The organism is Gemmatimonadales bacterium (assembly GCA_030697825.1).
Taxonomy (GTDB): Bacteria; Gemmatimonadota; Gemmatimonadetes; order Gemmatimonadales; family JACORV01; genus JACORV01.
Map to the genome: position 1 here is coordinate 1 of JAUYOW010000055.1, position 20,999 is coordinate 20,999.

Annotated in this window: 22 protein-coding genes; 17 read left to right on the forward strand and 5 right to left on the reverse strand. The window is 69.4% G+C overall.

The window, feature by feature from the left end; genetic code table 11:
• The first annotated feature begins 634 nt into the window (after window positions 1-634).
• Genes Q8Q85_02650 through Q8Q85_02675 form a run of 6 tightly spaced genes read left to right on the forward strand, consistent with a single transcriptional unit; the run spans window position 635 to window position 4,133 of the window.
• Entirely contained in the window at window positions 635-835 is a 201-nt protein-coding gene (locus Q8Q85_02650) for a hypothetical protein (protein ID MDP3773142.1), read from the forward strand.
• A gap of 35 nt (window positions 836-870) precedes the next feature.
• Window positions 871-1,050 carry a hypothetical protein gene (locus tag Q8Q85_02655; GenBank protein ID MDP3773143.1) on the forward strand — a complete coding sequence of 60 codons (180 nt, stop codon included), beginning with the start codon at window positions 871-873 and terminating at the stop codon, window positions 1,048-1,050.
• Between the two features lie 13 nt (window positions 1,051-1,063).
• Window positions 1,064-1,945: a glycosyltransferase family 2 protein gene (locus Q8Q85_02660; protein ID MDP3773144.1), complete on the forward strand. Its 882-nt coding sequence runs from the start codon at window positions 1,064-1,066 to the stop codon at window positions 1,943-1,945.
• A gap of 20 nt (window positions 1,946-1,965) precedes the next feature.
• Window positions 1,966-2,721, forward strand: a complete 756-nt coding sequence (locus Q8Q85_02665) for a DUF3108 domain-containing protein (GenBank protein ID MDP3773145.1) — start codon at window positions 1,966-1,968, stop codon at window positions 2,719-2,721.
• Window positions 2,722-2,725: 4 nt separating this feature from the next.
• Entirely contained in the window at window positions 2,726-3,688 is a 963-nt protein-coding gene (locus tag Q8Q85_02670) for a hypothetical protein (protein ID MDP3773146.1), read from the forward strand.
• On the forward strand, window positions 3,666-4,133 hold the full coding sequence (locus Q8Q85_02675; GenBank protein ID MDP3773147.1) for a nuclear transport factor 2 family protein: 468 nt from the start codon (window positions 3,666-3,668) through the stop codon (window positions 4,131-4,133). The genes Q8Q85_02670 and Q8Q85_02675 overlap by 23 nt, the downstream gene beginning before the upstream one ends.
• Window positions 4,134-4,226: 93 nt before the next feature.
• On the opposite strand, the gene Q8Q85_02680 is transcribed toward Q8Q85_02675, so the two are convergent.
• Window positions 4,227-4,445, reverse strand: coding sequence for a hypothetical protein (locus Q8Q85_02680; protein ID MDP3773148.1), 219 nt, complete (start codon window positions 4,443-4,445; stop codon window positions 4,227-4,229).
• An 83-nt stretch (window positions 4,446-4,528) separates the two neighbouring features.
• Between Q8Q85_02680 and thiO the strand changes: the two genes are divergently transcribed.
• From thiO to lipB, 9 genes are all read left to right on the forward strand, one after another.
• A complete protein-coding gene (thiO, locus tag Q8Q85_02685) occupies window positions 4,529-5,656 on the forward strand; it encodes a glycine oxidase ThiO (GenBank protein ID MDP3773149.1) in 1,128 nt (375 codons plus the stop codon).
• Window positions 5,657-5,764: 108 nt separating this feature from the next.
• Complete coding sequence (locus Q8Q85_02690; protein MDP3773150.1) at window positions 5,765-6,760, forward strand: hypothetical protein; 996 nt, start codon at window positions 5,765-5,767, stop codon at window positions 6,758-6,760.
• A gap of 48 nt (window positions 6,761-6,808) precedes the next feature.
• Complete coding sequence (lipA, locus tag Q8Q85_02695) at window positions 6,809-7,747, forward strand: lipoyl synthase (protein ID MDP3773151.1); 939 nt, start codon at window positions 6,809-6,811, stop codon at window positions 7,745-7,747.
• Window positions 7,744-8,778: a pyruvate dehydrogenase (acetyl-transferring) E1 component subunit alpha gene (gene pdhA, locus Q8Q85_02700; protein MDP3773152.1), complete on the forward strand. Its 1,035-nt coding sequence runs from the start codon at window positions 7,744-7,746 to the stop codon at window positions 8,776-8,778. Before lipA ends, pdhA begins: the two co-directional genes overlap by 4 nt.
• On the forward strand, window positions 8,779-9,759 hold the full coding sequence (locus tag Q8Q85_02705; GenBank protein MDP3773153.1) for a pyruvate dehydrogenase complex E1 component subunit beta: 981 nt from the start codon (window positions 8,779-8,781) through the stop codon (window positions 9,757-9,759).
• 3 nt (window positions 9,760-9,762) lie between these two features.
• Window positions 9,763-11,109: a pyruvate dehydrogenase complex dihydrolipoamide acetyltransferase gene (locus Q8Q85_02710; GenBank protein MDP3773154.1), complete on the forward strand. Its 1,347-nt coding sequence runs from the start codon at window positions 9,763-9,765 to the stop codon at window positions 11,107-11,109.
• A 97-nt stretch (window positions 11,110-11,206) separates the two neighbouring features.
• A complete protein-coding gene (gene lpdA, locus Q8Q85_02715) occupies window positions 11,207-12,610 on the forward strand; it encodes a dihydrolipoyl dehydrogenase (protein ID MDP3773155.1) in 1,404 nt (467 codons plus the stop codon).
• Between the two features lie 38 nt (window positions 12,611-12,648).
• Window positions 12,649-13,014, forward strand: coding sequence for a hypothetical protein (locus Q8Q85_02720; GenBank protein MDP3773156.1), 366 nt, complete (start codon window positions 12,649-12,651; stop codon window positions 13,012-13,014).
• Window positions 13,015-13,018: 4 nt separating this feature from the next.
• Window positions 13,019-13,723 (forward strand): lipoyl(octanoyl) transferase LipB, encoded by a 705-nt coding sequence (gene lipB, locus Q8Q85_02725; protein MDP3773157.1) that lies wholly within the window; start codon window positions 13,019-13,021, stop codon window positions 13,721-13,723.
• 223 nt (window positions 13,724-13,946) lie between these two features.
• On the opposite strand, the gene Q8Q85_02730 is transcribed toward lipB, so the two are convergent.
• Both Q8Q85_02730 and Q8Q85_02735 read right to left on the reverse strand, forming a co-directional pair.
• On the reverse strand, window positions 13,947-14,606 hold the full coding sequence (locus tag Q8Q85_02730; GenBank protein MDP3773158.1) for a hypothetical protein: 660 nt from the start codon (window positions 14,604-14,606) through the stop codon (window positions 13,947-13,949).
• A 317-nt stretch (window positions 14,607-14,923) separates the two neighbouring features.
• On the reverse strand, window positions 14,924-16,288 hold the full coding sequence (locus Q8Q85_02735) for a dipeptidase (protein ID MDP3773159.1): 1,365 nt from the start codon (window positions 16,286-16,288) through the stop codon (window positions 14,924-14,926).
• Between the two features lie 222 nt (window positions 16,289-16,510).
• Here Q8Q85_02735 and Q8Q85_02740 point away from each other — a divergent pair, with 222 nt between their 5' ends.
• On the forward strand, window positions 16,511-17,698 hold the full coding sequence (locus Q8Q85_02740; GenBank protein ID MDP3773160.1) for a hypothetical protein: 1,188 nt from the start codon (window positions 16,511-16,513) through the stop codon (window positions 17,696-17,698).
• Window positions 17,699-17,711: 13 nt separating this feature from the next.
• The gene (locus Q8Q85_02745; protein ID MDP3773161.1) at window positions 17,712-18,956 is read left to right on the forward strand and encodes a Glu/Leu/Phe/Val dehydrogenase dimerization domain-containing protein; all 1,245 of its coding nucleotides are present in this window, start codon (window positions 17,712-17,714) and stop codon (window positions 18,954-18,956) included.
• Here Q8Q85_02745 and Q8Q85_02750 read toward each other — a convergent pair.
• On the reverse strand, window positions 18,913-20,043 hold the full coding sequence (locus tag Q8Q85_02750) for an aminopeptidase (GenBank protein MDP3773162.1): 1,131 nt from the start codon (window positions 20,041-20,043) through the stop codon (window positions 18,913-18,915). The two genes, Q8Q85_02745 and Q8Q85_02750, sit on opposite strands and share 44 nt — an antisense overlap.
• Window positions 20,040-20,996: a hypothetical protein gene (locus Q8Q85_02755; protein ID MDP3773163.1), complete on the reverse strand. Its 957-nt coding sequence runs from the start codon at window positions 20,994-20,996 to the stop codon at window positions 20,040-20,042. The genes Q8Q85_02750 and Q8Q85_02755 overlap by 4 nt, the downstream gene beginning before the upstream one ends.
• Between the last annotated feature and the right edge of the window lie 3 nt (window positions 20,997-20,999).

Sequence of the window (20,999 nt, forward strand, 5' to 3'; positions counted from 1 at the left end):
CGGCACACACTAGAGGAAACCGAGGCGCTCCTGGCAACCGTGGGCCTTACGGGTGCCTTCTGGAACCTGCGCTAGGGATGACCCCGGCGACCGCGGCCGGTGAAATGGCGCCTAACTTGCGCTGAGCCTGTGTGAAAACGCCACTTTGGCAGCAGTGGCAGCGTTTTAAATCAACAACTTAGGGGTGCTCACAACGGTGTTTTCGCACAGGCTCCGCTTGCAGTTGCCGGGCCGCCCCCCGAAATTGGTGTAGGTCGCTGCTATCGCGGTGGGCGGCCCACAACTGAAGCGCTGTTCGTTAGGCACCAACTCGCCGCCGGCCCCCGGACGCTCCGGGCCAGCACCCGCCCGCTCTCCTCCCGCACCGAGGTCACCGTAGTTGCCTGATGGACGTCCAGCGCCACATACTTCGTCGTCCGTTTCATGAGAGCCGCTCCTTGCTGTGGGCCACGGATGTTGGTCGACTCCATGGTAACAGCAAGGGGCGTGCTTTCAAAATGCGTTAGGCGGCGCTCGGTGCAAGTGGAACTACGCTATGAAGAGGGTAAGATTGGCAGGCACTCCCAAGTCGCCACTCCCAGGGCTCGGGGTCAGAATATGCCAACCACGGCAGTGGGTGTTCAGGAGGCCCACCATGAAAGTCTGGGGACCCAAGCTCGTCACCACCGGGTTCGCACTCGCCGGCGTGCTGTCTCTCGTGGCCGGCGGGGTGAAACCTGCCATCAAGGGCGAGCCGCTCAATGTCACCTTCCTCGGCGTCGGCGTTTTCTGGCTCGTCCTCAGCGTTGTTGTCGGGCGGAAGTCGGGTAGCGGTCCTGCCCCGCCGAGCGCCTAGGCCGCCGGTGGGTCCGAAGGCCCCGACATGGTCAATTGCGCCCGATTCTCACCCTCCAGGAGATCCGCGTTTTCTACCCGGGCCGCGGCCACAGCGCGGGCGACGTCGTCGTGCAGCTGCCCGCGGAGAGCCTGCTCCTCCCGGCCCTGCGGGGCGGTATCAACCCGGCGAACCTGACCCGGACGTACGATGTGGTGACGGGCCGGGCCAACTAGCCTACATTTGGGGATGATCTACGTCCTCGTCCCGACTTACAACGAAGCCCAGACGGTCGGCCTGCTGCTCTGGAAGGTCCGGCAGGTCTTCACGGCCTTCGCGCGAGAGTACCAGTTGCTGGTCGTTAACGACGGGTCCACGGACGCCACGGAGGACACGCTCGCCCCGTACACGAGGGCCCTCCCGCTGACGCTCGTCACCCACCAGCACCGCGAAGGCTACGCGAAGAGCCTCGAGGAGCTGCTACGCCTGGCGGCCGGACGCACCGACCGACCGCGACGCGACCTCGTCGTCACGCTCCAGGCCGACTTCTCGGACGCGCCGGATGACATTCCCGAGCTCGTGAAGCGCGTCGAGGGCGGAGCCGACATCGTAGTAGCGGACGGACGCCGGCGCGCCGGCCTCCCCCGCGGCGAAGCGCTGGCCCGCCGTCTACTCACGCCGCTGGTCCGCCCGAGCCTGAAGTTGGAAGGCGTGACGGACTACGTCAGTACCCTGCGCGCCTACCGGATCGCGACGCTCACCCGGCTCATCCGCGAGCGCGGCAGCCGGCCGATCGTCACGCACGAGGGATGGGCGGCGGACCTCGAGCTGCTGGTACGCGCCGCGCGACACGCCCGGCGGATCGAGTCCGTACCGGTGGCCGGCGAAACGGCTCCGCGACAACGCGACTCGCGGGCCACCCCGCTCCGCTCGGGGCTGAGTGCCTGGCGAGCCGCCCGCCAACTGGCCTCGCTGGTGCGGGAGCCGATCGAGCCGCCGCCGGATCACGAGGACGAGCCCGCTAAGCAGACCCAGCCGCCGCGGCGTCGGGGTCGGGGACGTGGGAGGGGACGGGGACGGGGCCCCGGACGCCCGCCGGCCCGGCCCGTGCCGACGACGTCCCCCGCGTGAGGCGAGGCGAGGAGCTCCTGGTGCTCGTCGTAACGGGCCTGCTGGCCGGCGCGCGAGCGAGCACTTCGCCAGGCCGCGCCGACGCAGCTGGTCCCACGCACCACGCACCACCCACCGTCTCCGACAGCATGCACCCCTTCGCACCCGGCGAGCGCCTCACCTACGACGTCAAACTGGGCATCTTCCGGGTCGGCCGCGCCAGCCTGGAAGTGATCGGTTTCGACACCGTCCGCGGCGAGCCCGTGTACCACGTCGTCTTCGCCATCCGCGGGAGGGCCATCTTCTACTCGATGAACGATTCCCTCCAGTCCTGGTTCAGCGTGCGGGACCTCACTTCACGCCGCTTCATCCAGGACAACGAGGAGAACGGCAAGCCGCGGTATCGGCGCTACGAGATCCACCCCGAGCAGGGCTTTTTCGTCAAGAACGACACCGACACCAGCGCGACCGTGCGTGAGCCCCTCGACGACGCGTCGTTCCTCTACTTCGTGCGCACGCTGCCCCTCGAAGTGGGCCGCACCTACGACTTCCCGCGGTATTTCATTCCGGACCGCAATCCGGTCTCACTGCAGGTGCTGCACCGCGACACCATCGACACCCCGGCCGGCCGGTTCGCGACCATCTCCATCCGGCCGGTCTTCCAGTCGCGCGGGCTATTCTCGCAAGGCGGGCAGGCCACCGTCTGGTTCAGCGACGACGACGCGCGCATACCCGTCCGCATCCGGAGCCGCCTCAGCGTCGGCACGCTCGACATGTCGCTCCGCTCGCGGTCCTGACGGCGTGGACCACCCCGCCATACCCGAGGCCGACCTCTCCCGCGTCCGCACCGTGCCGATCGCGCGCCGGGCGAACCGGGTGGAGCCGTCGCTCCTCGCCCACCCGCCCGGCGACGACCGTTCCTTCGACGCATTCCTCGCCGGCCTGCCAGACATCCTCGCCGCCGCCGACCTGCGCGCCGTGATAGCGGCGGTCGCCGCGGCAGCGGGACGTCGGAGCATCATCGCGCAGATCGGCGGGCACGTCATCAAGACGGGCATGGGACCGCTGCTGATCCGCTTGATGGAGCGGCGCGCGATCACCCACCTCGCCATGAACAGCGCGGCCTCGATCCATGACTTCGAGCTGTGCGCCTTTGGCGGAACCAGTGAGGACGTGGCCGCTGGACTGGCGGACGGGACCTTCGGCATGGCGGAGGAGACGGGGCGCGAGATGAACGCCGCGATCCGGACCGGGCAGGCCCGAAACTGGGGGATGGGCGAGTCACTTGCGCGCGCGCTGGAAGCGCGACCCTCGCTGCCCGGGCGCGACCATTCCGTCCTCCTGGCCGGCCTCCGGCTCGGCGTGCAGGTCACGGTGCACGCCGCCATCGGGACCGACATCATACATCAGCACCCGGACGCCGACGGCGCCGCCCTCGGCGATACGAGCTTCCGCGACTTCAAGCGCCTGGCGGCCGCCGTGCCGTCGCTCCACGACGGCGGCGTAGTGCTCAACCTCGGAAGCGCGGTGATCATGCCTGAGGTCTTCCTCAAGGCGCTCACCATAGCGCGCAACCTCGAGGGCGGCCGGCCGACGGACTTCACGGCCGTGGACTTCGACATGATCCGCCACTACCGGCCTGGCATGAACGTGGTGGAGCGGCCGACGCTGGCGGGCGGGAAGGGTTACTCGATCACGGGACACCACGAGCTTCTGGTCCCCCTGCTCGTCTGGGGCGTCGATGCCGCGCTACGCCGCCGCTAGGGCGCTCCTGGCGCTGCTGCTCATCGCGGCGCCGGCGTGCACCAGCCGCGTCATCGCGCCGCCGGCCGAACCGGCGGCCATGGGCCAGCCATCCGTCGAGACCGCGGCGGCCCGCGACGTCGTGAACTCATTCGTCGCCGCGGAGGCGCGGGGCGACGAGAGCGCCGACACCCTCCTCGCTCCCGACGCCGACTTCATCGCGACGGGCATCGTGCGCACCGCGCGCCCGCGGCTCGCGGGCATGACGGGACGCGGCGAAGGATCGATCGAGGAAGCGCGCACTGACTTGGCCGGCAGCTTCGCCTGGGTGGCCGTGGTCTACCGCTGGGTCGGCCGCACGCCCGACAACGCCGAACGCGCGCGGGCGACCTTCGTGCTGGTTCGGAGACTGGCCGGGTGGCGGATACGGCATGTGCATTCGAGCATGGTTGAGCGGTGGGAGTGAAAAGACGTGATGGGTCATGGGTGATAGGTGAGAAGTGATGGGTGAGACGTGATAAGGGCGCCCGACCGCCGGCGCCCCATCACCCATCACTCATCACTCTACTGGCCGATTCCCCGAGATAATCTCGCTCACCCGCTTGGCTGTGGACGGAGCGATCAGCTTGAGGACCCAGTACACCACCAGACCCACTAAGGCGAGCTGCAACAGCATCCACGCCAGGCCGAAGGCCAGCCCGAGCAGGCTCAGCGCCAGCTTGAGCACGAAGAAGCCGACGATAGCCAGAACCGCGTAACCGATGATCTTCCTCAGCATATGTTGCCTCCATACTGCTTGGTGAGCTACCCTACGAAAGTATTCTCGTCGCGGTTTCGCGCAACCTGGTCCGGGACCGCAACATGCCCGACTGCATCATAATAGGGGCCGGTCTCGTGGGCGCCGCCGCCGCCCGCGCCGTGGCCGCCGCCGGCCGGTCGGTGCTCCTGATAGACCGGGGCACGGCGGGCGCGGAAGCCTCGGCGGCCGCGGCCGGCATGCTCGCCCCGCAGATCGAAGCCGCCGCCGGTGATCCCCTGCTCCCGCTCGCCCTCGCCGCGCGTGAGCGTTACGCCGGTTTGGTCGCGGAACTGGAGCACGACGGGCAGCCGGGCGTGGGCCTCTTGCATTGCGGAATCGTTCTCGTCGCGCTCGATGAGGCACGCGCCACCGAGCTCGTGGCACAGGTCGAAGCCCAGTGCGCGATCGGCCTCGATACCGAGTGGCTGGACCGGGACGCACTCCAGGCGCGCCACCCCGGCATCGGCGGCGAGGCCCGAGGCGCCCTCCTCGCCCCCCGCGACGGGGTCGTGAACAACGTCGCCCTCACGACCGGGCTCCTCGCCGACGCCGCCCGCCGCGGCGCCGAGATCTTGGAGCGCGAGGAGGTCACCGACCTGCGCGTGGAGGGCGGACGCGTGACGGGGGTGCGCACGCCGCGCGCGAGCTACGACGCCGGGACCATCGTCCTCGCCGCGGGCGCATGGTCCCCCGCGATCCGCGGCTTCCCCCGCCCCCTTCCCGTCGAGCCAGTGCGCGGACAGATGGCGCTCGTGCCATGGCCCACCGGCGAGCCCAAAGGCGTTCTCTTCGGTCGCGGCGCCTACGTCGTCCCCCGCGGCGACGACGCCCTGCTCGGCAGCACCATGGAGCACGCCGGGTTCGAGAAGGCGACCACCGCCGAAGGGATCCGCCACATCCGTACCGAGACCGGCGCGCTGCTCCCGGCGCTCCTCACCCAGGCCATCCGGCGCACCTGGGCCGGCTTCCGCCCCATGACGCCCGACGGCCTTCCGATCCTCGGCCTCGATCCGGAGGTCCGCGGCCTGATTTACGCCACGGGACACGGCCGGAACGGCATTCTCCTCGGCCCCATAACCGGCGAGATCGTGCGGGACCTGGTGGTGCGTGGTGAAACGGCCTGGAATCTCGAGCCGTATGCGATAGGGAGGTTCACAACCCATGCGCGGCAGCATGAGACAGACAACTGAACTCTGGCACCCACTGCGCGGCTGTGCGTCTGCGCGCCTGCGCGGCTGTGCGTCTGCGCGGCTGTGCGTCTGTGCGTCTGTGCGCCTGCGCGTCTGCGCGTCTAGTTAGTGTACACGACTTGCGGCTTCTGCTCCGGTTCTCTGGGCGGCGACGGCGCCTCCTCCGGTCTCGGCGTCGGCAAGCGCTTCGCGTACGACGCCTGGAAGAGCCGCGCCTGGGTCATCTGCCAGCGCTGTGGGCGCTGGAACCTCACCCCCTTCGACAACCGCATCGAAACCATCGAGGCGCTCGAGCGTATCGCGGCCACCGGCCGGGTGGCCGCGACCAGCGACCAGGTCTCACTGATCCGCGCCGCCGCGTACGACATCGTCCGGGTCGGACAACCGCGGCGAGTGGAGCTCGCGACCTGGCGGTACGGCGAGCGGCTCAAAGCGCGCGAACGCGAACGCATGAAGGTACTGGTTCCGACGATAGTGGTCTTCGTCGGCGTAACGCTAGCCTTCAACGCCGCGCTGGGCGGATCGTTCGGCTACCTGATAGGCCAGATCCCGCAGATGGCCGACGGCGTCTATACCGGCATCGTCGGGCGGAGGAAGGTAGCCATCGAGCCACCCGTCTGCGCCGCCTGCGGCAAGGTCATGGTGCTCCGCTCCAAGCATGTTCGCCACGCCCGCATCACCGAAACGACGCACCACGACCTCGCCCTGCTGCTGAGCTGTCCCGACTGCCGGCGCGAAGGCGCCCTCCTCGAAGGGGCCGACGCCGAGGTGGCGCTCCGGAGCGGCCTCACGTACGTGAACCTCAAAAAGGCGCGGAAGCTCAAGAAGAAGGCGCCGGAAGCCGCCTCATTCGTGGATCGCCAGGGCGGCCCTGAGGCGTTCATTCGGAACTCGGCGCGCCTGGAGCTCACCGTGAACAAGCTGGAAAGCACCCAGGCGCTGGCGCTCGAGATGGCGGTGGACGAGCAGGCCGAGCTGCGCGAGCTGGAGCGCCAGTGGCGGCAGGCCGAGGAGATCGCCGAGATCGCCGACGACCTGACGATAGGTCCGGCCGTCGAGGAGGAGTTCCGGCGTCTCAAGGAAGGAGATCAACCATTTGGTTGAACCGGGGTGGCTCGCCCCTCCACGCCGGGCTATAATTCGCCTCCCATCATGGCCAGCGTCCCGCTCCCCCTCGTTCAGATCACGCCGTGGCGCCCCGCGCCTCTGACGCAGCCGCTCCAATTCGATCGCAAGCCGGCCTGGCTCAAGGTGAAGGCGCCGGGAGGCGCCAACTATACGGAGGTCCGCGGCCTCCTGAAGGACCTCAAGCTGCATACCGTCTGCGAGGAAGCCCGCTGTCCGAACGTCGGTGAGTGCTGGGACCACAAGGCCGCGACGTTCATGATCCTCGGCGACACGTGTACGCGGAACTGTTCCTATTGCGCGGTCGCGCACGGGACGCCGCAGCAGCTTGACGAAGCGGAGCCGCGCCGGCTCGCGGAGGCGGTCGCCGCGATGGGGATGCGACACATCGTCGTGACGTCGGTGGACCGGGACGATCTGCCCAACGGCGGGGCGGAGATGTTCGCCGCGGTGGTGCGCGAGACGCGCGGCCGGACGCCGGACACTTCAGTCGAGCTGCTCATCCCGGACTTCAAGGGGAGTCGGACGGCGCTGCGGATCGTCGTCGAAGCCAAACCGGACATCCTCAACCACAACCTCGAGACAGTTAAGAGGCTCTATCGCATCGCGCGGCCCGGCGGCCGCTACGACCGCGCGCTCGAGCTGTTAAGCCGAGCCAAGGCGATGGACCCCACGATGCTGACGAAATCCGGCATCATGGTCGGTCTCGGCGAGCAGTGGGAAGAGCTGGTCGTCGCGATCCGCGATCTGCGCGATGCCGGCGTGGACATCCTAACCGTCGGCCAGTACCTCAGGCCCAGCGCGACCCATATGCCGGTAGCGCGTTACTACACTCCCGACGAGTTCGCTGAGCTGAAGCGCTTCGCGGACGACCTCGGCTACCGCCACGTCGAGTCCGGGCCCCTGGTCCGGTCCTCCTATCACGCGTGGCAGCAGGCCGAGCGCGCCGGCGCCAACCCTCCGTGAAGACGAGAGAATCGAAGTCGGGAGGGCGCGTCTCTGTCTCCACCCCCGTCATCCCGTTCGCGGGAGAAGACCCCGCCGCGCTGCGGCGTCTCCTGCGCGACATGCTCCTCATCCGGCGGTTCGAGGAGCGCGCGGGTGAGCAATACGCGCTCGGCAAGGTCGGCGGATTCTGCCACCTGTACATCGGCCAGGAGGCCGTCGCGGTCGGCGCGATCTCCGCGTTGCGCAACGACGACTACATCATGGGCAGTTACCGCGACCACGGCCAGGCGCTGGCACGCGGGGTGAGCCCGCGCGCGGTCATGGCAGAGCTGTTCGGCAAGGCGACCGGCGCCTCGTCGGGCAAGGGCGGCTCGATGCACATCTTCGACGCCGAGAAGCGCTTCCTGGGCGGGCACGCGATAGTGGGCGGCCACATCCCGCTGATCACCGGCGCCGCGTTCGCGATCAAGTACCAGGACGGCGACCAGGTGGCGGTCTGCTTCTTCGGTGAGGCGGCGGTCAACACCGGCGCCTTCCACGAGGCGCTCAACATGGCCACCCTCTGGAAGCTGCCGGCGATCTACATCTGCGAGAACAACCGCTACGGCATGGGGACGGCGATGGAGCGCGCCTCCGCGATCTACGACATCGCGGCGCGGGCGTGCTCCTACGACATGCCGGCGGAAACGGTGGACGGGATGGACGTGATCGCGGTGCGGGACGCCATGGCGCGCGCGGTGAAGCGAGGCCGCGAGCGCCACACCCCGACGCTGCTCGAGATACGGACTTACCGCTTCATGGGCCACTCGATGGCCGACCCCATCCACGGTCATTACCGCACCAAGGAGGAGGTCGAGCAGCAGAAGGCGCGCGACCCCATCGTGACCTTCCAACAGCGGCTCGCTGACGCCGGCCTGCTCGACGACGTCGCGTGGGAATCGATGTGCGCCGAGATCGAGGCCGAGATCGAGGACGCGGTCCGTTTCGCGGACGAGAGCCCCGACCCCGAGCCGGCCGAGCTGTACACCCACGTGTACCGGGATCGGTAGATGGCTACCGTGACCTACCGCGATGCGCTGAATCAGGCGCTGCGCGAGGAGATGCGCCGGGACCAGCGGGTATTCCTCATGGGAGAGGAGGTCGGCGTCTACCAGGGGGCGTACAAGGTGAGCCGCGGCCTGCTGGAGGAATTCGGCCCGATGCGGGTGGTGGACACGCCCATCACCGAGCTGGGATTCGCGGGGGTCGGCGTGGGCGCGTCGATGGCCGGGCTCGTCCCCGTGGTCGAGTTCATGACCTTCAACTTCGCGCTGCTGGCGCTCGACCAGGTGGTCAACTCCGCCGCCAAGATGTACTACATGTCGGGCGGCCAGGTACCGATGCCGATCGTCTTTCGCGGCCCGGGCGGCGCGGCGCTTCAGCTCGGCGCGCAACACTCGCAGAGCTTCGAGTCCTGGTACGCGAACGTGCCGGGCCTCAAGGTGGTCGCGCCCGCGACACCGGCGGACGCCAAGGGCCTCCTCAAGAGCGCGATCCGCGACGGGAACCCGGTCGTCTTCTTCGAAGGCGAGATGCTCTACAACACCAAAGGCGATGTGCCCGATGGAGAGCACCTCGTCCCGATCGGCGTCGCCGAGGTGAAGCGCGAAGGGACGGACGTTACGCTGGTCGCGTACTCGAAGATGGTCGCGGTGGCGCTGAAAGCGGCGGACGAGCTGGCAAAGGAAGGGATCAGCGCCGAGGTCGTGGACCCGCGCTCCATCCGCCCGCTCGACGTCGCGACCATCGCCGGCTCGGTGCGGAAGACCAATCGGTGCGTCGTGATCGAGGAGGGCTGGCCGCAGTACGGCGTGGGAGCGCAGATCGTGGACGACGTCCAGCGCGAAGCCTTCGACGACCTCGATGCCCCCATCCTCCGGGTGACCGGCGCCGACGTCCCGATGCCGTACAACAAGCAGCTCGAGAAGCTCGCCAAGCCGGACGCCGCCAAGGTCGTCGCGGCTGCCAAGAAGGTCCTCTACCTCTCCTGACGAATGGCCACCAGAGTCGTAATGGAAGCGCTGTCCCCGACCATGGAGGAGGGGCGTCTCGTGGCCTGGAAGAAGCAGGAGGGCGACGCGGTCAAGGCGGGTGACACGCTCGCCGAGGTCGAGACCGACAAGGCGGTGATGGAGCTGGTCGCGCGCGGCGACGGCGTGCTGCGGAAGGTCATGCTGGCGGAAGGGGCCACCGTGCCGGTTGGCGCCACCGTCGCGATCGTGGGAGCGGCGGACGAGGATATCTCGTCGCTCGTGGGGCGGACCGACGGACGGACGGAAGCAGCCGTCGCGCCCGCGGCAGTAGCGGCCGGCGGCGCGCGAGCCGGGGCGGGCAGCGCCGCGGCGAGCACTGTCGGGGCACCGCAAGGCGCGGCCCGCCCCGGCGAAGCGACAGCCGCCGCGGGACCTGCCGGGGCGCAGCCCGGCGCGCCTCCCGGGCCGACCGAGCCGGCGGCGGCGGGACGCGTGCGCTCATCACCACTAGCGAGAAGGCTCGCGGCAGAGAAGGGCCTCGACCTCAAGCTGATCCCGGGCTCAGGCCCGGCCGGCCGCGTGATCAAGCGCGATGTCGAGCAGGCGGGCACCGCCGCACCGGCGCACGGCCGCACCCTGGCCGACCCGACCCGTGCGGCTGCTGCGGCGGTGCCCGCTGAGCCCTCTGGCTTCACCGATGTCCCCCTCACCCAGATCCGCAAGACGATCGCGAAGCGGCTCGCCCAATCCCTCGGCCCGATCCCGCACTTCTTCCTCACCAGCGAGATCGACATGGAGCGCGCCTTCGAGGCGCGGCAGCACCTCAAGTCCCTCGGCGACCAGTACGCGGTGTCGTTCAACGACCTGGTCATCAAGGCGGCGGCGCTGGCCCTCCGCCAGCACCCGGCCGTGAACGCCTGGTGGATGGAAGACCGCATCCGCTACCACGGCGACGTGCACGTCGGCATGGCGGTGGCCGTGGAGGACGGGCTCATCACGCCGGTGATCCGCTTCGCCGACCGCGTGGGGCTCGCCGAGATCTCCGCCCGGGCCAGGGAGTTGGCGGAGAGGGCCCGCGCGCGGAAGCTCGCCCCGGAGGAGTACACCGGCGCCACGTTCAGCGTCTCGAACCTCGGCATGCTGGACATCGACGAGTTCACGGCGGTGATCAACCCGCCCGAGGCGGCCATCCTCGCCGTCGGGCGGATCGCGCCGAAGCCCGTGGTAGTGGACGGCGCCGTGGTGGTGCGGTGGATGATGCGAGTGACGATGTCGTGCGACCACCGGGTGATCGACGGCGCGACCGGTGCGCGGTTCCTCCAGAGCGTGAAGCTGATGCTCGAAAACCCGCTCGCGATGCTGTTGTAGCGAGGGGGAGCAGGGAGCAGGGAGCGGTACCTTGAGTGCGCCTCATAAGGCACCGCTCCCCGCTCCCCCCCAAACCTGCGATTCAAGGAGATTCTGGGTGGCCACTTCTTTCGACGTGATCATCATCGGTGGCGGTCCAGGCGGCTACGTCTGCGCCATCCGCGCCTCCCAGCTCGGCCTCTCGGTCGGCCTGGTCGAGAAGGACCGCATGGGCGGGGTATGCGTGAACATCGGCTGTATCCCGACCAAAGCGCTCCTGCACTCGGCATACGCCGCCAATCTCGTTAGGCACTCCGCCGAACTCGGTGTCACGACGGGCGAGGTCAAGACCGACTACGGCGTGGCGATGAAGCGCTCGCGCCGGATCGCGGAGACGAACTCCAAGGGCGCCGACTTCCTGATGAAGAAGAACAAGATCGAGGTCGTGAAGGGCGTCGCGAAGCTCAAGCCCGGCAGGAAGGTGGAGGTCGCCAAAGCGGAAGGCGGCACGGTCGTGCTGGAGGCGAAGAAGGCGGTGGTGATCGCCACCGGCTCCAGGCCGAAGGACATCCCCGCCATCGGGCTGGCGTTCAACGGCAAGACCATCTTCTCGAGCACGGAAGCGCTGCTGCTGGAGGCCGCGCCCCAGACCATGGCGATCGTTGGCGCGGGCGCGGTGGGGGCCGAGTTCGCCGACGTCTTCAGCGCCTTCGGCACGCAGGTGTCGTTGATCGAAGCGCTGCCGCGCATCCTGCCGGTCGAAGACGCGGAGATGTCGGACGTGGTCGCGAAGGCGTTCAAGAAACGCGGCGTCGCCGTGCACGCGGGCGCGAAGATCGAGAAGGCGCAGGTCAAGCCGAACGGCGTCACGCTGTCGTTCGAGAGCGGCGGCAAGAAGGAGACCCTAGACTTTGACTGCGTCCTGGTGGCGGCGGGACGCGCGCCCAACGTCGAGGGCATCGGCCTCGAGGAGGCCGGCGTGAAGCTCGAGAAGGGCTTCATCAAGATCGACACGACGTGCGCGACCAGCACACCCGGCTACTACGCCATCGGGGACGTCGCGGGGCCGCCGCTGCTCGCCCACAAGGGGAGCCGCGAGGGGATGGTGGCGGCCGAAGCGATCGCGGGGCACCAGCCCCAACCCATCGACTACAGCAACGTGCCCGGCGCGACGTACTGCCACCCCGAGGTCGCGAGCATCGGCCTCACCGAGGAGGCGTGCCAGGAGCGCAAGCTCGACTACGTGGTCGGCCGCTTCCCGTTCAGCGCCAGCGGCCGCGCCCGCACCTCCGGCGAGACCGAAGGGTTGGTCAAGATCATCCGTGGCAAGAAGTACGGCGAGATCCTCGGCGCGCACATCGCCGGCGCGCACGCCACCGAATTGATCCACGAGCTCGCGGTGGCACGGGCCAACGAGTATACGGTCGAGGAGATCGAGCTGGCCATACACGCGCACCCGACCCTGGCGGAGGCGGTAGCCGAGGCCGCGCTCGACTCCCTGGGGAGAGTGGTTCACATCTGACGTCGAACCCGGTTCCACCCGCCCCCGGCGGCGACCCTGTGGGCATCGCGCTCGGCAGCATCGTCATCGGCGCCGGCACGGGCGGCGCGCTCATGTGCGTTCTCATGTTGGGGTCCTATTGGATGGCGCGTGGCCCCCAGGGTGCCTTCGCCACGATCGCCATGGTGGCGTTCGCGGGCGGGCTGATCTCGGCGGGCATCGTAGGAGGCGCCGTCTCGCGCGCGCTGAGTTCACCGCTTCGGCGGATCATGGTAGCGACCATCGCGGTCGCAGGCGCCGCGTTCGTCGGCGTCCTCACGACGATCGCCGACATGCTCGCGGGCAGGATCGGGCTCGCCGTCCTCGGCACGCTCTGCCTCGCGGGGATCCTCGGAGCGCGCCGGCTCGTCGCCGGGCCGGCCTAGTAGCGTGAGCGACCGGATCCTCGCCGTCGCCGATCTGGGTCTCGTCCCCTACGGCGAGGCGCTCGAACGACAGCGGCTACTCGCGGACGACCGGATAGCAGGCCGCCTCCCGTACGACACGCTCCTCCTGCTCGAACACCCGCCAGTCGTCACCCTCGGCCGAGGCACGAAGAACACGAGCCTGCCCATGGACCCTGAGGCGCTGCGCCGGCGCGGGATCGGCGTCTTCGAGATCGAGCGCGGCGGCGACGTGACCTATCACGGCCCCGGTCAGCTGGTGGGCTACCCCATCTTCGATCTCACGCAGCACCGTCAGGACCTGCATTGGTTCCTACGCCAGCTCGAGGCAGCGCTCATCATGGCGTTGGGCGACCTCGGTATCCCCGCCGAGCCGCGGGCCGGCTACACGGGCGTGTGGACCGGCGGCCGAAAGATCGCGAGCATCGGCATCCACGTGCGCCAGTGGGTGACCTGGCACGGCTTCGCCCTTAACGTGACCACCGACCTTTCGGCGTTCGACCTGATCGTGCCGTGCGGGATCCCGGATGTTGTGATGACCAGCGTGGAGAAGGAGCAAACGCACAGGGGCACAGGCGCGCCAGCGCAACTGGGAGCGCACCTCGCGGCGGCAGTGCGTGAGGCGGTGGTCGCCGGATTCGTGAAGACGTTCGCGTTCAGCGGCACAACAGCACAGACTCCGACCCGCTAGATGCCGTTCCAGCTTCCAGAGCCAGTGGGTCCTTGTGCCGGCGCACCGACCGGCCCGTGCGCCTGTGCCCCTGTGCCCTCTTGAAAGGAAGGCCGCGGATGGGACCCGTTCCGGCATCCCATCCGCGTTTACTGTAGGATGGCCAAGGACTACGGCTGCGAGGCGCAGCCTTGGCCGGAGGACTGCACCTATATAGACGCTTGGAAGGGTGAAATAGTTGCAATCAGGGTGTTCGGAGCACCAGCACCGCAAGGACCCCAGCCAACCAGACCGCGCTCCAGACCGGCGCCGCCCAGGCTTCCAGGTACATCGCCGCCCCGAGCGCCACGATCGCAGGATACCCAGCCACCACCCGCACCAGCCGACGCCGGAACTCCAGCCCGTCGGTCCGCATCCATGCCCGCCCCACCGAGATCGCCCGGCCGACCGCTACCCGCGCCAGGAGCCAGAGAGTCAATCCTCCGAGTCCCAGGGCGCCCCAGCGACCGGCAGGTGGCTCGCCGAGCCTCTGGTAGAGCTCCGCCACGGGACCGCCGGCCTCGGCGAAGACGGCCACAGCGAGCACGGTCGGGATCCAGAGCAGCGCGAGAACGACCCATTCGAGCGCCAAGCCACGCAGCCACCCCGGAGTACGGAACCCGCCGACCAGGAAGTGGAAGACGAGCGCGGCGGCGAGCAACGTGGCGGGGCCGGCGAGCGTCACGAACGCGAATGCGCCGACGCCGACCGCGGCGGTCGGTCCCTGAAGCGCCACCACCGTGTACGTCCTCGAGAGAGCGAACCCCGACAGTGGGACGCCCACCAAGAGCCCGGCGGCGCCGCGGGCCACCTGCTCGACCGCGATCGCGATCCAGCATGCCCCCAGGGCCGCAATGGTGAGCAAGACGATCAGGGCCGGTGGAGACGGAGGCGGGCGTCTGGGCACGGCGCAATCTAAGGAACCACAACCGGGGATGCGACGTTATGCTCCAGGCGATGACCGTTACGGACGCCCGGATCCGGTGAGGATGCGGCGGGGGCCGCGCAGGGGACAGCTTGCAGTCGGCAGTAGGGTTGCAGAGTTGCAGAGTTGCAGAGTTGCAGCGGCTGGCAGTAGTCGGGTGACGGGTGTCAGACCAGGTGGCAGGCGAGCTGACTCCTGCCTCCTTCTAACCGCTGCAACTCTGCAACCCTGCAACGCTACCGATTCCTGTCTCCTGACTACTTCCTGGCTCCCATCAACTCGAAGAACCTCCCGAACAGCACGATCCCCTTCCACAGCTGCTCTAGATTCAGCTTCTCGTTCGGCCCGTGCAACCCATCATCCGGCAGCCCGATACCGGTAAGTAGCACCGGAGCCTTACGCTGCTGGAGCAACGGCACGATCGGTATCGACCCCCCGCTCCGGATAGGCGAGATGCCACGCTTCCACACTTCGCGGTACGCCTGGTCGAGCACCTCGAACGGCCAGGCGTCGAGCGGCGTCTGGACGGGGTCGCTTTGCGACAGGATGGTGACAGTGACGTCGGCGTACTTGGGCGCCGCGCGCTTCACGGCCTTCTGGAACAGCGCCGCCACTTCCTTGGCGCGCTGGTCCGGGACCAGGCGGAGCGAGCACTTCGCCGTGGCCTCCGCCGGGATCACCGTCTTCGCTCCCGCCCCGATGAAGCCGCCCACGATGCCGTGAACCTCGAGGGTCGGCCGCCCCCAGATGCGTTCGAGGAAACCGAACCGCTGCTCGCCGTTGAGTGCCTTGGCGCCGGCTTCGTTGCGGAACCCCCTCTCCTTGATCGGGAGCGACCGCCACGCCTTGAGCTCCTTGGCGCTCGGCCGCTTCACGCGATCGTAGATGCCCGGGACCTTGATCTTGCCGTCCGGGCCCTTGAGCCGCTCGAGCAGGTGCCATAGGGTCTCGATGGCGTTCGGCGCCGCGCCGCCGTAGAGGCCGCTGTGCAGATCCGACTTGAGCGTGCGCACGTGGATCTCGGCGTGCACGATGCCGCGCAGCGCCGCGTCCACGCTGGGATAGCCGGGCGCCACCATGTGCACGTCGGTGACCAGCACCGCGTCGGCCGCGGTGCGGCCCGGCTCCGAGGTCAGCAACTTCGTGAGCCCCTTCGAGCCCACTTCCTCCTCGCCCTCGATGAGCAGCCGGACATTGAGCGGCAGGCTGCCGTTCGTCTTCCACAGCCCCTCGAGTGCGGACACGACGCAGAAGACCTGTCCCTTGTCATCCGCCGTGCCGCGCGCGAAGATCTTGCCGTGCCGCACCGTCGGCTCGAAGGGCGGGCTCACCCACTCGTTGAGCGGATCGGGCGGCTGCACGTCGTAGTGGCCGTAACAGAGCACCGTGGGCGCGCCGGGCACGGCCGGCCCTTCCGCCCACAGGATGGGGTGCCGCTCGGTCTCGATCGTGTCGACCCTGAAACCGAGGTTCTTGAGGCGCGCCGCGAGCCACTCGGCCGCGCGCCGGCAATCGCCCGCATGCTCGGGGAGGGTGCTGACGCTCGGGATGCGGAGCCAGTCGGTGAGGTCTGCGAGCAGCCGGGGGCGCTCGCGCTCGACGAAAGATGTGAGGTCGCTCATAGGACGAAAAACCTACCTCCGGCGTGGTGCCCACCGCCAGCGGGTGGCAGGATTCCGGGCCGGCACCGCCACACAGGAAGGTCCCTCCGGGCCTGACCCCCGACGCCTGCAGGCCGCTGCAACTCTGCAACGCTGCAACTCTGGCCCTGCAACTCTGGCCCTGCAACTCTTCTGGTCCCGTAACTCTAGCCGAACCCTGTTCTACGGATATCTTATCACCGCATGCGTCTCACTTCTTCCTTCGCCGTCTTTCGATACGACCCCGGTGAAAAGGATCTGGCTAAGGCACGCTGGTACGGGCGCGAGGGCAAGCTGGCGGCCGCGGAGGAGGAGTACCGGGGAGCGCTGGCGCGAAACCCGGACCTGATGTCGGGCTGGCTCGAGCTGTTCGACCTGATGCGCCGCAGCGGCCGTCACCTCGACGCGCTGACGATGGCCGCCGAGGCCGCCGAGCACTTCGGGCCCGAGGCCGCGATGCCGCTCGCCCTGCGCGGCGCCGCACTCGCCGAGCTGGGCCAGACGCGCGACGCCGTGCGCTCGCTAGAGCGGGCCCTGGAGTGCGACGGCAACCTCGCGCTTGCCTGGCACGAGCTGGCGTACGCGGCCTTCAAGGCGGGCGAGTACTCGCGCGCGCTGCTCGCGCTCGACCGCGCGTTCGCGCTCGAGCCCCACACCGACACGCTGATGCTGCGAGGCCGGATCCTGCGCGAGGCCGGCCAGTACGACGCAGCGGAAGTCGCCTTCGAGGGCGCCCAGCAGTCGGCCGAACACGACATACCTCGCCGCGAAGCCGAGCGCGAGATCGCGGCAACGCGCCGCGCGGCCGCGCTGGGAGGGAAGCGGCCGCGGGACTTCACTCCCCGCGAGAGCGCCTTCGCCGAGCTGGGCTGCGTGCTGCTGGACGAGGGGGAGCCTGACCCGGGGAGCGGCGACGACGACGCCTCGCCCCTGCTGGCGCGGTGCCTCTCGACGCTGCCGCCCCTCGCCCGCGCGCTGGCGTGGCGACCGACCGCCGTGGCCGGCGCGCAGCAGGAGGACGGCCCGCTGGCCGAAACCATCGCGCGCGCGCTCGGCGCACACACCGTGAGCGCCGCCGCCCTCGATCCGGACGACCGGCCCCTCGTCGTCACCGCATACAACCACGGTACCGACGACTGGTCCAAGCAGCTCGCCCGGCTGGCGCGGTGGCGCAGCGGATACAGCTTCGCACTCGTCCAGGCGCCGGGTGTGACCGAGCTGGCCGACGTGGTCGGCACTCTGCGGCGCCTCGGCGACGCGACCGCGGTCTACGCGGTTACGGCTCGCGCTTTCGCCTTCACGGCGCCACCGCCCTTCGACGCGCGCGAGGCGGTCATTCTCGCCGCCAAGGGGTCGGCGCTCTGGCAGCGCCGAGTCGCCGACCGGCTCTGAACCTGAGGAACCCATGCCCGAGGCCCAGCCCGCCGTTTCGCAGCCGCGAGCGCACTTCGATGCCGCCGCCGATATCGTCGAGCTCTCCGCCGCCCAGCGCGAGATCCTGAGCCGGCCGTTCCGCGAGATCACCGTCCAGGTCCCGGTCAAGATGGACGACGGGCGGACGGAGGTGTTCACCGGATACCGGATCCAGCACAACGGCGCCCGCGGGCCCACCAAGGGCGGCATCCGCTACCACCAGCACGCGGACCACGACGAGATCCTCGGCCTCGCCCGACTCATGACGTGGAAGACCGCGCTCACCGACATCCCGTTCGGCGGCGCCAAGGGCGGCATCACCGTTGACCCGCGCCAGATGTCCCAGGGCGAGCTGGAGCGGATGACGCGCACCTTCACGTCGCGCATCGCCCTCTGCCTCGGCCCGTACCGCGATGTTCCCGCGCCCGACGTCAACACCAACGCTCAGACCATGGCGTGGATCTTCGACGAGTACTCGCGCGGCCGCGGCTACAGCCCCGCCGCGGTGACCGGAAAGCCCATCGCTCTCGGCGGGTCGCTGGGCCGCGACGAGGCGACGGGCCGCGGCGTCGTGTACGCCATGCAGGAATTCGCCCGCGACAACGGCCTGCCTCTGAAAGGAGCGCGGGTCGCGGTCCAGGGCTTCGGCAACGTGGGAGGGAACCTCGCCCGCATCCTACACGCCGAAGACCAGGCGATGGTGATCGCGGTGAGCGACGTGGACGGCGGCATCGTGAACGAGAAGGGCCTCGACGTCCCCGCGCTCCTCAAGCACGCCGCGGCGCGGCGGCCGGTCGCCGAGTTCGCCGGCGGGACGGCCATCACGAACGAGGACCTGCTCTGCCTGCCCTGCGAATACCTCTGCCCCGCGGCCCTCGGCGGCGCCATCACCGACGCGAATGCCTCGCGGCTCGACTGCAAGGTCGTGGTGGAGGGCGCCAACGCTCCCACCACGCCCGGCGCCGACGCCGTGCTCGACGCGCGCGGCGTCCCCGTCATCCCCGACGTCCTCGCCAACGCGGGCGGCGTGGTCGTCAGCTACTTCGAGTGGACCCAGAACCTCCAGCAGCACCGCTGGGAGCTGGAGTACGTGCAGAGCGAGCTGCGGAAGAAGATGGTGGTGGCGTACCACGAAGTGCGGGACTGCGCGAAGACGCGACGAGTGTCGCTGCGAACGGCCGCCTACGCGATCGCTATCGCGCGCGTCGCCGAGGCGGAGCGGCTGCGCGGGAGCTAGCGGGGGACCGCGCCAGACCGGCAACGGCCCTCCACGGGTCGCCGCCGCCCGCCACCGCTTGACGGACCGCCGTGATCGTGGCCTTCACGTCGCCGCGGTTCCACGAGAGCACCTGGTCGAACCGGTCGAGCTGCGTCCGGTAGAGTCGCTGCGCGAGCACGACCGCGTTGTTGATCGGGCGCTCGGCCAGCGCACGGCCGTCCACCGTCTCGAGCGCGCGAGCGACCGGCCCGCCCAGCTCCGACAGAGCCAGGCGGAAGATCCGGTGCCGCTCCTCCCGCAGCGCCGGCCCCGCGATCCCAGGGGCGTAGAGCTGCTCCAGACGGCCGACGAGCTCCGCGTAGAACCGCCCCAGCCTGATCTCGTCGCGCCACCGCGCCGCCGCCCGATCGGCGTTGCGGCCGTCACCACGGCCGCGGAAGAAGGCCTCCGCACCGCGGTAGCCCACGAAGTTCGCCAGCGATTCGTTGAAATCCACCTGGCCCGGCAGGAAGAGGGTGTTGTGCAGGATCTCGTGGATCACGGTCGCCGCCAGGTCCACCGAATCGCCGCGCAGCACCGTGGACAGCAGCGGGTCGTTGAACCACCCCAGCGTGGAGAACGCGGCGGAGGGCCTGATGTAAGTGTCCATCCCCGTCTGCTCGAGGCGCCGCGCCTCCTTGACCGCGTGGTCGAAAGAGAAAAAGCCCTTGTAAGGCACGCGCCCCACTATGGGATAGTTCCACAGCTTCTGGGCCAGCCGGTCGTACCGGCTCGCCGAGAGCACTAGGACCAGAGTGTCCCGCCTCACTCGCGAGTAGGTCGTGAACGTCTCGCCCGCGGCCAGTCCGAGGGAATCGGCGGCGAAGTCGCGCGCGGCGAGGACCAGCGAGAGCTTGGCGCGCGTCGCCGCGTCGGTGGCGGGATCCGCGGCTACCTCGACGATCGGCTTGCGGCCGAGCAGGATGCGCGCTTCCTCGACGCCGGCCTTCACCAGGTACCGGACTTCCGGACTCACGATCCACGCGCCGACCACCACGAGTGTCAGAATGAACAGGAAGGCGCTGGCGAGACGTAGGAAGGTGCTGAACCGGAACCGGCGCTTCAACGCAGCACCCGCACGCCGATGCGGTGCGACTCGATGCCGGTGACGTCGTAGCCTTGGAACGCGTAGTCTACCCGGATGCTGTGAAAGACCAGGCCGCCGCCGTAACTGAGGTCCTGCCGGTCCGAGGGGGCACGCCCTGCCGCGAAGCCCGCCCGCCCAACGACGCCGCCCCCACCCGATACGACGCCGCCCTCCAGGCCGATCGCCCAGTAGGAGTCGCCGCCGGGGGGCGACACCCAGTCAGTCGTCGCCATGAGGCGCGAGGTGCCCTGTGGATCGATGAAGTTCAGCGTGAAACCGAGGCGGGTGGTCCGCGGCAGCGGCGCCGGCGCCCCGCCGGTCGTGCGAAGGTCGCTCCCGATGTTCTGCACCACGAACCCGAGCGCCGCGATGTCGAAGAGCGCGGCGGCGACACCGACGTCCACACCGAGGCCGGAGGCCGTCCAGTCCCCCGTTCCGCCGCCGCCGATGTGCTCCCGCAGGTACTTCACGCTGGTGCCCACCGACAGCAGGCCGCGCCGGTAGGCGACCGACCCGACACCGAGCACGTGGTAGGCCGAAATGAGCGCGCCCGTCGCCAGCCCGCGGTCGCCGCCGAAAGCCGGGTCCGGAACGATGACGCTGTCGCCGCCGAGATCCAGGTATACGAGGCCGAGCCCGAGATGGAAGCGGCCGATCCGCACCGCCCCGGCTCCGGTGGAGAGCGTGGAGCCGAAGAAGGCACGTTCCTGGCTCACCCCGAACGCTACCCGGCGGATCGGCGCCAGGCCGGCGGGGTTCACGAAGACGCTGCCCTCGTCGCCGACCACCGCGGCGTACGCCCCGCCCAGCGCCAGCGTCCGCGGGGTGGCCGGCACCTCGAGCAGGATCCCCGCGGTCGTGCCGGTGCCCTGCGCCGCCAGGCCGTGCGCGACGGGGAACGCGAGCGTTAGGAGGACCAGAGCGCGCCGCATGAC